Origin of the sequence: Octadecabacter arcticus 238 (genome assembly GCF_000155735.2) — a bacterium.
In the GTDB taxonomy this organism is placed as follows: Bacteria; Pseudomonadota; Alphaproteobacteria; order Rhodobacterales; family Rhodobacteraceae; genus Octadecabacter; species Octadecabacter arcticus.
In genome coordinates, this window is sequence record NC_020908.1 from 2,574,385 (window position 1) to 2,586,700 (window position 12,316).

Annotated in this window: 11 protein-coding genes and 2 pseudogenes; 10 read left to right on the forward strand and 3 right to left on the reverse strand. The window is 47.8% G+C overall.

Annotated features, from left to right (window positions below; genetic code table 11):
* The first annotated feature begins 386 nt into the window (after nucleotides 1-386).
* Nucleotides 387-1,436: a putative sugar O-methyltransferase gene (locus OA238_RS13400; protein WP_015495576.1), complete on the forward strand. Its 1,050-nt coding sequence runs from the start codon at nucleotides 387-389 to the stop codon at nucleotides 1,434-1,436.
* Nucleotides 1,437-1,479: 43 nt separating this feature from the next.
* On the opposite strand, the pseudogene OA238_RS35055 reads toward OA238_RS13400, so the two are convergent.
* Nucleotides 1,480-1,848: pseudogene (locus OA238_RS35055) on the reverse strand (IS30 family transposase); the annotation flags it as partial.
* A gap of 355 nt (nucleotides 1,849-2,203) precedes the next feature.
* A pseudogene (locus OA238_RS35060) lies at nucleotides 2,204-2,284 on the reverse strand (hypothetical protein); the annotation flags it as partial.
* A 184-nt stretch (nucleotides 2,285-2,468) separates the two neighbouring features.
* Between OA238_RS35060 and OA238_RS29025 the strand changes: the two are divergent.
* The 7 genes from OA238_RS29025 (at nucleotide 2,469) to OA238_RS13440 (ending at nucleotide 9,234) form a co-directional block, all read left to right on the forward strand.
* Nucleotides 2,469-4,961: an AMP-binding protein gene (locus tag OA238_RS29025; protein WP_015495577.1), complete on the forward strand. Its 2,493-nt coding sequence runs from the start codon at nucleotides 2,469-2,471 to the stop codon at nucleotides 4,959-4,961.
* Nucleotide 4,962: 1 nt separating this feature from the next.
* Nucleotides 4,963-5,595 carry a VOC family protein gene (locus tag OA238_RS13415; protein WP_015495578.1) on the forward strand — a complete coding sequence of 211 codons (633 nt, stop codon included), beginning with the start codon at nucleotides 4,963-4,965 and terminating at the stop codon, nucleotides 5,593-5,595.
* A gap of 16 nt (nucleotides 5,596-5,611) precedes the next feature.
* Entirely contained in the window at nucleotides 5,612-6,250 is a 639-nt protein-coding gene (locus OA238_RS13420) for a cyclase family protein (RefSeq protein WP_245581513.1), read from the forward strand.
* Between the two features lie 4 nt (nucleotides 6,251-6,254).
* Nucleotides 6,255-6,509 carry a hypothetical protein gene (locus tag OA238_RS13425; RefSeq protein WP_044036826.1) on the forward strand — a complete coding sequence of 85 codons (255 nt, stop codon included), beginning with the start codon at nucleotides 6,255-6,257 and terminating at the stop codon, nucleotides 6,507-6,509.
* On the forward strand, nucleotides 6,499-7,290 hold the full coding sequence (locus OA238_RS13430; protein ID WP_015495581.1) for an AAC(3) family N-acetyltransferase: 792 nt from the start codon (nucleotides 6,499-6,501) through the stop codon (nucleotides 7,288-7,290). Before OA238_RS13425 ends, OA238_RS13430 begins: the two co-directional genes overlap by 11 nt.
* A complete protein-coding gene (locus tag OA238_RS13435; RefSeq protein WP_217591580.1) occupies nucleotides 7,244-8,587 on the forward strand; it encodes a DUF4910 domain-containing protein in 1,344 nt (447 codons plus the stop codon). The genes OA238_RS13430 and OA238_RS13435 overlap by 47 nt, the downstream gene beginning before the upstream one ends.
* A gap of 224 nt (nucleotides 8,588-8,811) precedes the next feature.
* Nucleotides 8,812-9,234 carry a DUF5681 domain-containing protein gene (locus OA238_RS13440; protein ID WP_015495583.1) on the forward strand — a complete coding sequence of 141 codons (423 nt, stop codon included), beginning with the start codon at nucleotides 8,812-8,814 and terminating at the stop codon, nucleotides 9,232-9,234.
* Nucleotides 9,235-9,257: 23 nt separating this feature from the next.
* Here OA238_RS13440 and OA238_RS32830 read toward each other — a convergent pair whose 3' ends face one another.
* The gene (locus OA238_RS32830) at nucleotides 9,258-9,431 is read right to left on the reverse strand and encodes a hypothetical protein (RefSeq protein ID WP_187293186.1); all 174 of its coding nucleotides are present in this window, start codon (nucleotides 9,429-9,431) and stop codon (nucleotides 9,258-9,260) included.
* 1,060 nt (nucleotides 9,432-10,491) lie between these two features.
* Here OA238_RS32830 and OA238_RS13455 point away from each other — a divergent pair.
* Both OA238_RS13455 and OA238_RS13460 read left to right on the forward strand, forming a co-directional pair.
* On the forward strand, nucleotides 10,492-11,649 hold the full coding sequence (locus OA238_RS13455) for a tyrosine-type recombinase/integrase (protein ID WP_015495584.1): 1,158 nt from the start codon (nucleotides 10,492-10,494) through the stop codon (nucleotides 11,647-11,649).
* Nucleotides 11,642-12,283 carry a hypothetical protein gene (locus OA238_RS13460; RefSeq protein ID WP_044036830.1) on the forward strand — a complete coding sequence of 214 codons (642 nt, stop codon included), beginning with the start codon at nucleotides 11,642-11,644 and terminating at the stop codon, nucleotides 12,281-12,283. Before OA238_RS13455 ends, OA238_RS13460 begins: the two co-directional genes overlap by 8 nt.
* Nucleotides 12,284-12,316 lie beyond the last annotated feature (33 nt).

Sequence of the window (12,316 nt, forward strand, 5' to 3'; positions counted from 1 at the left end):
CAGGCCCTGTGCCTTGAGCGTTCCAATTTCATCGAGGTGATCTGTGTACAAGCTCATGTTTTTCTCGCAATTTAGGTGTCATCAATAGCTTGAACGCCGAATCTCAGATAGCACTGTCGGGCCGGCCCGCGGCAAGCTTACTTGTATGCAATGGTATACTAACTGAGCCCGATATTTAATAGACGCCCAAAAAACAGCGCCAGCATTCGCTGGCCCCTTGGTTGGGCAATTCAAGTTGATCTTCAAGCGCCTTTTAGGCGTTCAAATCAACAACTATCCCAATTTGAGCGAACAAGGGAGTGGTTGCAAGTAGCGCTATAGACTGCATAACTGTGCAAAATTCTCCATATTGTGCAAAGATGGAGACCCGTGGACAGAGGACGGCTATGATGGCGCAGAATTCAATTTTAGATACTATGTTGAGCGATATGGAAACTGCGCCAGAGGCGTTTAAACCAACAAACTTCTGGAATAGCGGCCTTAAACCAATTGTTGATGATATCCGTAATTTGGGGATAGCCAGCTTCAGAACACACCCCTCGGCGCGCTTTTTTTATGTCCCTGGGTATGATTCAAAAACCTATCGCCGATGGCATCGCATTTTGGATCCAATTTTGGCGAAACTCCCGCCCCGGAAACGCAAACGGTGGACCACACGGTTAACCCACTCCGATCGCGCTCGCTCTGATTATCGCCTGTATCGCGCCAGTGAACAGCCAGGGGGCTTGGACCTAAATAAGGTGAGCGAAAGCTCCAAAGTTAGCGGTGAGCGATTTGAATTCGATGGGCAAGACTATAGCTTTGCCATGCTCAATTACATGCGGGCTCTCAATTTGCTCAAACGCGAGGTCGACACCTCAGATTTCTCGAGCTGTTTGGAAATCGGCGGCGGATACGGCACCCTCGGCGAAATCTTTCTAAAAGCGCAATCCAACGGAATTTACGTCAATGTAGACATCCCTCCTGTCGCGGCGGTGTCGACCTATTACTTGCAACAAGTTTTCGGCGCAGAGCGCGTTTTAGACTATTCCAAAAGCCGCACAATGGATGAAATTGATCTCGAAGACCTGAAGGGCAAATATAGTGCTGTCGTCTTGTGCCCATGGCAATTGCCAAAGCTCAAAGGGAAATTTGATCTCTTTGCGAACTTCATGTCGTTTCAAGAAATGGAACCTGATGTGGTGGCCAATTACATCTCCATTATTCAACCTTTGATCGCGCGAAACGTGCTGGTGCGCAATCACGCGATTGGTAAAAAACTTGCCAAAAAGAGCAACGATATTGGTGTTCTAGAGCAGGTGACAACTGGGTTTATCGCCGAAAGGTTTGATGACTTTGATGTTTTGGCGCGCGACAGCTTTGTTTACGGCGCCCTTTCCGAGGATGGAAAATACCAATCTGAAGTCATCGTTTTGGACAGAAAAAAAGCGGGGTAGTCGCGCCAGCGCATCCCCCCTTTAAATGCACGTATGCTTGGATTCAAACATCAAGTGCAACGGTTGATTTGAAGGCCGCGATTTCGTTAGCCATGGCTTCAGCGGGTGTTCTCCATCCGAGGGTTTTTCTCGGACGGTTGTTCATCAGGTTTGCAACGTCTTTCAGCCATGTTTGGCTTGCACCGTTCAGGTCAGTTCCTTTAGGCATGTACTGACGCAGCAGTCCGTTGGTGTTCTCGTTGCTGCCACGCTGCCAAGGCGCATGCGGATCGCAGAACCAGATATCGATCTTCAACCGTCTGGCCAGTTCGGGGTGGCAGGCCATCCACTGCCCGGCAGTGGTTTGCTCGCAAACCATGAGAGGGTCGGAGCCGCGGTCGTAAGTCATGCTCTTGCGCAAAGCAGCGGGTAGGCTTCGCTTGTCGCAACGCCTCGATCATCGCCGCCTTCAGCCCGCCACGTGGCTGCGCGTAAATCGCGGCATAGATGGTCTTATGGCTCACATAGGCGGATGGATCATCAGGCTTCATGAGACGCAGTCTCTGCGCAATCTGCTCAGGCGACCAGTGAAGATGTACGAGCTTGCCATGAACTAAACGATAAAGATCGCTCCCCTCCACAAGCTTGCGTTTGCGGCGGCAGCGCGCACGCCGGGCATCATAGGCCTGCCGCACCGCTTGCGGGCAATAGCTGCCGTCTTCCTGCCGACCTCGCGCCAGCTCACGGCAGATCGTGCTCGCCGGGCGATGCAAAAGCTGGCCGATCAACCGCTGACTGCTGCCCCTATTATGCTCGACTAATATCACGCCACGGTCCTCGCTGCTGAGGTGCTTGCTTCGTATGTCCATCGCAACATCCTAGGCCCAAAGGGCTCTGAGTGTTGCATTTGAAACTTGAGCCTAAGATGGCCCCTAACCTGTCGTGGGTGCTGGGGCCCTTGGGCGTGATTGATCGGTTGGCCCATTGATGTATTTTTTATTAAGGGGTAACATATAAAATCACAATTATGGACGGTAAAACGAGTGCTTTAATATGAAAATTCTTGATACAACCCTGCGAGATGGAAGCTATGTCAATAACTTCTCTTTCACTTTAGACGAAACACGTTTTTTTACCCGAGAGCTATCAAGGTTGGGCCTTGAACTCATTGAAGTTGGCCACGGAATTGGGCTGGGCGCTACTGAAAAGGGCATATCGCCCGCGGTAGAGACCGACCAAGATTACATGAAAGCGGCCGCCCTCGCCGTTGAGGAAAGTGGCTCCCAAAAAGCAAAATGGGGTATGTTTTGTATCCCTGGGATCGCTGAATTAAACCACATCGATTTGGCCCACGACCACAACATGGGCTTTATCCGAATTGGGGTCACCGTCGAAGACATCAACTTGGCACGCAGCTTCGTAGAAAAGTCTAAAAAACTCGGGCTTTATGTTTGTGTAAACTTCATGAAATCCTACACATCTTCGCCGCAAGAATTCTCTGCTGCTGTGGCGCAAGCGGCGTCGTTTGGCGCAGATATCGCCTATCTTGTGGATTCGGCCGGAACTATGGTCCCTGCCGACGTTGAGGATTATTTTCGCACAGTGAGGCGGAATTCGATTTTGCCCCTTGGGTTCCACGGCCACAACAATCTGGGCCTTGCGAATATCAATGCCTACACGGCGTATAATGAAGGCGCCGGCATTGTTGATGTTTCAATGCAAGGCATGGGCCGCTGCACCGGCAATACTTCGACGGAACATTTTTTAGCGCTTTTGGGGAAACAAGGCATTGCTCACAATCTCGACCCCATCGGGCTGATGGATCTGTCCGAAAAATACGTCAGACCAAAGCTCACCGATATCGGCATTGATTCGGTTGATGTTGCCTGCGGGCTGGCCGGATTTCACTCAAGTTACATGAGCGTCATCAAAAAATACTCCTTGGAATATGATATTGATCCGCGCAGATTGATCATTGAACTATGCAAAGAAACGCGGGATGCGGCGCCAGAAAAGCTCGTAAAAGAAAAAGCTGAAATCATCAAAAAGCAAGACAAAGCCATCGCGTACCAACACGCCTTTCCGCTCGATAAATACTTCGGATCTGAGCAAATGGTGCTCTCCGAAATGAAAAATCTCAGGGGGTATCTTTTCAAAACCCTCAACGGCGCGAGCGATTGTGTAACGGACCTTATTTCTGGCGAAAATCGTTCCAGAGACGATATCTCAAAAACTGTAAATCGCATTATCGCGTTTTTCCAAGAAAACGGCCTCGTTACCGGCGACAAGGTCATGTTGAAATTGCCAAATTCCTTTGGTTTGTTTTGCATCTATTTGGCATGCTTGAAATACAGATGCGTTGCCGTTCCGGTCAGTCCAAGCTCGAGCGACGATGATATCGCGTATTTTAAATCCATCACAGACCCCAAAATCTTCATCTCAGACGCGGATTTTCTAAATACCCTTCCCGAGGAAGAAGCAAATTTTTCCACAAATTATGACAACAAAGAGGACTTGTTTTTAATCAGCTTCACCTCGGGTACCACGGGGAAGCCAAAAGCGATCGTCCACAAAGCAGAAGCCATTCTTGGAAATGCCGCCGAGTTCAATGCGTCGACAGGGTCCAGTCCCGACGATCGTCTTTTACACATTTTGCCGATGCACTACATGGCAGGTATTCTAAATACGATTATTTGTCCAATGCTGGCGGGCGCTGAAATTGTCATGGACAATAATTTTAGCGCCATAACCGCGCTTACTTTTTGGAAGAAAGTCATCGAGAACCAAGTCACCACTTTTTGGCTTTCGCCGACGATGGCCAGCTCGATTATGCAGCTCGACAAAAATGGTGAGATCAACGCTTACATTCAGGAAAATGCCCTGAAAATTTTCGTTGGGACGTCGCCGCTTAGTTATAAACTGAAGGACAAATTCGAGCAGAAATATCCGGGCGTTGAACTCTTGGAGAGTTATGGTCTTAGTGAACTATTGTTGGTTTCAAGCAACATTCCGACGTCAATAACCACTAAGAAAAACCCGAATATCAAGGGGTCGGTTGGTAGGCTATTACCAAGTTGTAATGTCGAAATCCGAGAAGATGGCAAAATCCACATCAAAACACCCTTCGCCTTTAAAGAATACTTGGGAGCTCAAACGGATCTGTTTGACGAAGAAGGGTATTTTTATACCGGCGACATTGGCTACGTAAAAGAAAACAGGCTCTATATTACCGGACGCGAGAAGGATTTGATCATTAAGGGTGGCATAAATATTAGCCCAAAATCGATTGAAGAAACGCTGCTTGAGTGCGAACAAATTGAGGACGTCGCCGTCGTCGGATTTACCAGCGAATTTTATGGAGAAGACATTGCGGCGTTTGTCATAGCCAAAAATAGCGCTGCTACAGAAGACGACATCAAGCACTTTTGCAAAAGCAACATCCCCAAACAGCTGCGCCCAACGGTTATAAAATTTGTTGAAGACTTTCCTAAAAACGCCAATGGGAAACTGCAAAAATCCAAGCTCGTTGAAATGTTGGAGGACTAATATGATTATTGGGTTTAGTCATATTTCTCAAACGTGTCGCTACATCGACAGTGAAGCTAATCTATTGGTATCCCAAGGGTTTGAGCAAAAATTCATCATTAGAAACCTAGCCAACCACCCCAGTAAACAGTCGATTGTTCGGGGCGAGAGCTTTCCAAAGACCCATTCTATTGGGCTTTTTCATCATCAAGACAGTGTCGTTACAGAACTGATTGAGTATGAAAATATCTCTGAACGGGATTGCCCGCGCTACAAAATAGACGGCAAATCTATCGTTCTTAAGGCAAACCAGATTGACGCTGAAGTCACATTCTGGAAGAACGCATTAAAATGCAAAGAAGTGGCCCACCATCATTTGCAGTTTGCGTCGTTTGTCAAAAGCTGGAATGGCGACTTCATTTTTGAACAGACAGACCAACCGCTTGAAAAGCCAATGTTGAATGATGTGGGACTAAACTGTTTTGCCTTTTATGTAAAAGGCTTAGATACGTTTCTAACGGAAATACAAACGTACAACGCCGTACTGAAAGTTGCGCCCTTCGAATTGAGGGTCAATGACAGAAATCTTAGAGTTGCCATGTTGCGCAGCCCTGATGGCAATATTATTGAATTGATAGAGGTTAAAAATGACTAAATACGTAGATTTAACCATGACCATCCATGAAGGCATGACAACCTTCCCCGTATATTGGCACCCCGTTGTCGAGGTTACGCATCTTGGACGGCTTGGCATGGAAAAAAGAGAAACTAAAAAAATTGTTCTCGGAACCCATACGGGCACGCACATGGACGCACCGCGCCATTTCATTCCCGGCGGCGAGACCGTTGAAAACATTGCCCTTGACCAATTGTGTGGCCCGGCGCTTGTACTCGATTGCGCGCATTTTCCGAATAAACACGAAGTCACCAAGAGCGAAATCATCGCGCTTTTGAAAGGCAGAACACCCGAGAGAATCGTATTCAATTATGACTGGTGCAAACATCTGGACAGCTTTGAATACTACAGCGAGATCCCCTTCCTAAGCGAAGACGCCGCAAAGTATTTGGTAGAAATTGGCGTGCGCTTGGTCGCGATGGATACGCCAATGCCTGACAATCCAGAAAATGGCCGCGGATCAGAAAACGACTCTCCGAACCATTACACATTCTTGAGCAATGGCGTGATCATCGTTGAGTATTTGATAAACATCAGCGAAATCACCCGAGAAGAAATAGAACTTTTTGTTCTTCCTCTCAAAATCAAAGATGGAGATGGTGCGCCGGTTCGGTGCATTGCCGTCGAAAGATAGAGCTATGAAAAACATTCAAGAGCGCCTGGTGGACTGGTTTTCTGATCAGGAAGACATCTCTGGCTATGATCAAGACGCACTTCTTGGGTTGGACTATTTTGAGGCGGAACTCATCGATTCATTCGGCATCATGACCTTGGTTATGCACGTTGAAAAGACGTTTGAAGTTACCCTGACAGAAGATCATTTTCAGGATCGAAGGTTCACCAGCATACAGGGCCTCTCTGAGATTATAAAAGAAATCCAAGATGTACTATAGTCAGCAAGACATTGTTGGCGCGCTCAAGAATGCGGGTATCAACGAAGGTGACACGCTCTTTTCCCACTCAAACTTGGGGTATTTTGGTATGCTCCAAGGGGCAAAGAGCAACCTTGATATTTTAAATGCGTTTAAAAATGCGCTCTTTGAAGTCATCGGAGAGGAGGGCACATTTGTCGTCCCAACTTTCACGTATTCATTTGGCTCGGACAAAGAGGAGAAAGTTTTTGATGTCAAAAATTCGGCGTCAAAGATGGGCTCTTTTGCCGAATTCATCAGGTTGAGAGACGACGCCGCACGCTCAGAAGACCCTATGTTTTCTGTCGCTGCGATCGGGCCTAACGCGGAACGTTTAACTAAAGACGCCGCGAGCGAATGCTTTGGGAGAGACAGTTTTTGGGGCAGATTTCATGACATGGGCGGCAAAATTTGTAATTTCAACCTCGATAGCGGATCAACCTTCGTTCACTACGTCGAAAAGCGACTTCAAGTTCCTTATAGAAAAGACTTTAAGTTTTCGGGCCAAATCATATCTTCGAACGGAACTAAACGCGACAAAGAGGTCGTCTTTTTTGCCCGCGATTTTGAAGACAAAAATTCCGCAGCATACTTTGAAAGACTGGATGTAATTGCAAAAAACACCGGTTTGGCAAAGCAAGCAAAGTTAGGCCGTGGCTCCATCGTGGTCATATCAGCTGCCGATACGGTTAAGCTAATTGAAGAGAACATAGAAATTGAACCAAACTTCCTCAACAATGACTACAAAAACAGCAATATATAACCACGCCGTTAATCTGTTTCCCATCTGCCGCTCGTTGAGTGGCAGCGGCGTGGTTGAAACTCTGTCTTACATCAAAAAATTTCTGCCCAACCTGAATGTCGAGACGGTGAAATCAGGCACTCAAGTCTTTGATTGGAACGTTCCTCAGGAATGGAATATCAACGATGCCTATGTCGCGAATTCCAAGGGTGAGCGCGTCATCGATTTCAACGAACACAATCTCCATATTTTGGGCTACAGCGAGCCATTCGAAGGCGAGATGACGTTTGAGGAACTTGATGCGCACCTGTACTCTTTGCCGGAACAGCCGGATGCCATCCCCTACATTACATCCTACTATAAACGCCGATGGGGGTTTTGCTTAACCGAGAACCTACGCAATGAGATGCGAAAGAGCCCAAAAGAAAAGTACCACGTCAAGGTTGATACAACTCTGGAAGACGGTGACCTCAATTATGGAGAGCTCATAATAAAGGGTCAAACCGACGAGGAGATTCTGATTTCTACGTATATTTGCCACCCATCAATGGCAAACAACGAGCTTTCGGGGCCCTGTGTGACGCTAGAGTTGGCCAGCTGGTTAGAATCTCTACAGGGTGAACATCATTATACATACAGAATATTATTTCTGGTCGAAACAATCGGTTCAATAATCTATCTATCAAAGCACCTAGAGTACCTAAAAAAGCATCTGAAAGCGGGGTACGTTTTATCCTGTGTTGGTGACAATTTAGACTATTCCGTGGTCAATACACCTGACGAAAACACCGCTTCAGAAATTGCGCTGGAGCATGTTCTAAAGCACCATACGGGCAAATACTCTAAGTACCCGTTTACGCAGCGTGGCTCAGATGAGCGTCAGTATTGCTCAGCTGGAGTGGACTTACCCGTCGCCGGTTTTTGCAGAAGTAAATACGCTGAGTTCCCCGAGTATCATACATCTTTAGATGATTTGGACTTCATCTCAGAGGAGGGCCTATTCGGCGCCTACGAAGTGATGCAGAAAGTTATTACTCTTTTTGAAAACAACGCAGTCTACAAAACCAAAGTCCTAGGCGAACCACAACTGGGAAAACGTGGCCTCTACCCCTCTATTTCAACGAAGGAAACTGCGGCGCAAACACGGGATATGATGAACCTCATCGCATACTCCAATGGCAGCAGAAGTTTGTTGGAAATTGCTGAGAAAACCAATACCTCGATCAGCAAATTTTACCCAATCGTGCCTAAGCTTTTAGAAGCCGATGTTATGGAAAAACATGAAACTGCGAGCGTCTGTTTTCCGAAAATAAATTAGGCCAATACAACATCGATAAACACAGAAATACTGATACATTGCTTCCCTGCTGGGCGCGGCGGATCTCTTGCAACGCTGACTTTGCATCGGAGCATAGTGGACACTTAATCGGACAGTTGGCAGGCAGCTTACGACCTTCCCTTAGCCGTAAAAGTGTTATATTATATCACCATGAGCACATCTTTTTATACTCTTGGCAATTACATCGCAGCGGGTGGTCTCGCATGAGTGACCGCAAAACCGGACGCAATGCGGATGGCACGTTTGGGCCGGGCAACTCTGGCAAGCCCAAGGGGACGCGCCACAAGGCTACACTGGCGGCTATGGCGCTGCTAGACGGTGAGGCGGAGGCGCTGTCCCGTAAGGCAGTAGAACTAGCCTTAGAGGGCGATACAACGGCCCTGCGGCTTTGTCCTGAGCGTATCGCGCCACCTAGAAAAGATGCGCCCGTGACCTTCGACCTCCCTACGATGAATTCAGCAACGGACGCAGCAAAGGCGGCGGGTGCGGTTCTGAATGCTGTTGCTGATGGAGACCTCACCCCGACTAAGGGTGCGCACATCATGGCGCTGGTGGAGACCTACCGGCGGACGCTTGAAACAAGTGACTTGGAAACACGTATAGCCACTTTGGAGGCAGTCACATGACAATTAAGCGGCGACTTGATCGGCTAATAGCCAAGCGCGGTGGTCAGTGCAAAAACGAGCCTCGGATTACCCTCATGCAGGACGGTCGAGAAGTTACCGTTCTCGACCTGAGCGGAACCGGCATCACTTGGTCGCAATTGTTTGAAAGCATAGCCCGTCGTGGCACCACCATCACTGACGCTGCTAGGCACAATCATGTCTAGGCTCGTTGCACGGCTATCCAAGCTGGAACAGCGACAGGGCGCCTCCAAGGAAGGAAGCAGCTTCATTATTCAGAGGCAATTATTCTGGCGTGAGGGAGACGCACTGCACAGCGTCACAGCATATGCATCTATCTTGAAAGAAACCGGTTGGGCGCGCATTTTATATTCCGAGGGTGAAACTGAGGCGGCTTTTGAAGCTCGCGTCGATGCAAAAGCTTGTGGCGACGACTAAGCGCTAAAGGTCGCGAGGTTTGCCAACAACGAACCAGTTCAAGAAGGGCGGCATCGTGGTAAACATGCAGGACTACGACCAGCTACAAAATCTGAGACTGAATGGGCTCTAAAATTCGCTCAAGAACTGATTGAGTTATATGTCACCAGGAAAGCTAATGGCGCTAACTATGCCACAAGGTGATTGAAAGTTGGCTTTCGCAATTTTCCATGTTCAACCAGCACCAAGGTTTTTGAAGACTTGGTTTGAAAAATTGACTTTTGAGACCGACTGAGACGTCAGAAGGCCCTTTGTCGAAGGTCGTCAATCCGCCCTTCACGTCGAAATGTGCATGGCGCAGCATCTGTCACTATCAGCCCAAACTAGACTTTCGCTGCTGTGACCACAAAGGTCCGCTTTGCTGAAATTAGGCATTTTACAATTTCATACGTCCGGACCCTAGCGGAGCTTGATTGCATCCGGAAGAACGCCGAACCATTCACGGCACTGCATGCGAGTATTAAACCTATCGATAATTCAAGACGCAGATGATGCTATTACACGTAAAGCTACGCTCACTTGTCTCGCTGAGTGTCTCGCTGAAAAAATTACGGCGGTCCTCAGTATGCAGCTAAGTCATTGATTTAAATGGTGCCCCCACACGGACTCGAACCGCGGACCTACTGATTACAAATTACATGGCCCCAGTTTTCGTAGGATTGCATCGGCACTCATTTTATCCACATAAAACCTTATTTATAAGAATATAAGGTATCATAGCATTGCGTGGCATTGCATCAAAGCGTATGTTTTTTGTAACCCATATGTAACCCAAGGCCACCCATGCCCAAACTCGCACAACAACCTCTGACCGAGCTCGCAATCAGGAAGGCAAAGCCTGCGGACAAGCGTTACGACCTCTTCGACGCAAGCGTACGAGGCTTGGGCCTTAGGGTGGCAACGTCAGGCACTAAAAGCTGGTTCATGATGCGGCGCTTCAATGGGCGTATGCTACGAACTACTTTTGGCAGATATCCGGACTTGACTCTAGCCAATGCTCGTCTGAAAGCACCCAATGTACTTGCCGATATGTCTGACGGGCTAACCCAAGGGCAGCGAAAAACAGACCTATTCAAGGTTGTCCTCGATGAATGGCTTAAAAAGGACCAAGCAAAAAACAAAAGCGTCCATCAAGTAAGGGTAGCTATGTATAAGCACGCCCTGCCCGCGTTCGGCCCTATGCCCGTGGCATCTATAACCAAGCGCGATGTGAACAGGCTAATCGACAAGATCGTAGATGCCGGCAGCCCAGTGGCAGCTAACCGGGTTCTGGCTTTCACAAAGCGTTTCTTCTCTTGGTGCAAGGAACGAGACATTCTTGAACTATCGCCAGCAGAGGCAATCAGGCCACCGTCTAAAGAAAAAACCCGCGATCGCGTTTTGACACTGGAGGAGATAAAAGGCTTCTGGGCCGCGTGTGACCAAATGGGTTACCCTTGGGGGCCCATATTTCAACTGCTGCTGTTAACGGGTGCACGTCTCAGAGAAGTCTCTCAGGCAAGCTGGGGCGAAGTTTCTATTGCAGATGGAACATTGAATTTACCGGCGCGCAGGACAAAGAATGGCCGCGCCCATCAAATTCAATTGTCCGATCAAGCAATAAATATCATTCAGGCTCTGCCCAAAGTTGAAGGCCAAGACCTAATTTTCACCACGAATGGAACAACGGCAGTATCGGGTTTTAGCAAGGTTAAAAAACGCCTCGATATTATCAGTGGGGTTGCCGATTGGCGCTTCCACGACCTTCGACGCAGCTTTGCCACCCACAGCACTGAAAGACTCGGTATTAGCCCCGTTGTAGCAGACAAGATATTGAACCATGTGACAGGACAGGTCCGCGGTGTCGCCGCCATCTATCAGCACGGAGAATATCTCGAAGAACGACGTGCATCATTGCAGAAGTGGGGCAACTTTATACAGGGTTTAATCGCGGATGAATAAGAGGCCCAAGCCTAAAACGGCTCTTAGCCGTGAAGAATTATTGCACGCCATGGAACCTGTGAGATACCTCATTCCGAATGGTAACTTTGATAAATTCTTTGACCAGGTAGATGTTGCAATAGAAATTTATTTGGATTTAGACGAACCAAGCATTGTTGCAAAAGAGTTAAGGGAAATAAATCGGATATGTCAAAAGCCCAACTACACACTGCTAAGCATACTTGAAAATATCAGTACGACTACGAAGAATTTGCTGGAAGGGTCGAACCTTCTGGAAGGGGCAAAACCGCTTCCAAAGTTACCTAATAGAAAAGACAGGGCCGGAATAAATGCATTGGCCCAAGACATCCGTCAGAGGATTGCAGTGAGCGGAAAGAGACTATCAGACAGAGTCGGTTATCGCCTGATCGGCCCGTCTAAAGAAGGTCGCCCCTCTAAAGATCGTTTGAGCGTTTTAGTCTCCTTTGTGGCGGCAGCCTACGTCAGTGCAGCAGTGGAAAGCTATAGACGTCGCTGGGACACCGACGGCGACCTCCCATTTCATAGAATCCTCGAAGTCTTATTCAAGGCATTAGGAATTGATGCGTCCACAGATGAAGCAATCAAAAGACAAAAGAAAAGCATGACACCATAAAATAAAAAAGTGAATTTTCAGAAATTTATCCGT

Coding starts and splice junctions, on each gene's coding strand:
- OA238_RS13420 (WP_245581513.1), top strand. CDS start 5,612: ATGACCATCCATGAAGGCATGACAACCTTCCCCGTATATTGGCACCCC.
- OA238_RS13460 (WP_044036830.1), top strand. CDS start 11,642: ATGAATAAGAGGCCCAAGCCTAAAACGGCTCTTAGCCGTGAAGAATTA.
- OA238_RS13400 (WP_015495576.1), top strand. CDS start 387: ATGATGGCGCAGAATTCAATTTTAGATACTATGTTGAGCGATATGGAA.
- OA238_RS13440 (WP_015495583.1), top strand. CDS start 8,812: ATGAGTGACCGCAAAACCGGACGCAATGCGGATGGCACGTTTGGGCCG.
- OA238_RS29025 (WP_015495577.1), top strand. CDS start 2,469: ATGAAAATTCTTGATACAACCCTGCGAGATGGAAGCTATGTCAATAAC.
- OA238_RS32830 (WP_187293186.1), bottom strand. CDS start 9,431: ATGATTGTGCCTAGCAGCGTCAGTGATGGTGGTGCCACGACGGGCTAT.
- OA238_RS13425 (WP_044036826.1), top strand. CDS start 6,255: ATGAAAAACATTCAAGAGCGCCTGGTGGACTGGTTTTCTGATCAGGAA.
- OA238_RS13455 (WP_015495584.1), top strand. CDS start 10,492: ATGCCCAAACTCGCACAACAACCTCTGACCGAGCTCGCAATCAGGAAG.
- OA238_RS13415 (WP_015495578.1), top strand. CDS start 4,963: ATGATTATTGGGTTTAGTCATATTTCTCAAACGTGTCGCTACATCGAC.
- OA238_RS13430 (WP_015495581.1), top strand. CDS start 6,499: ATGTACTATAGTCAGCAAGACATTGTTGGCGCGCTCAAGAATGCGGGT.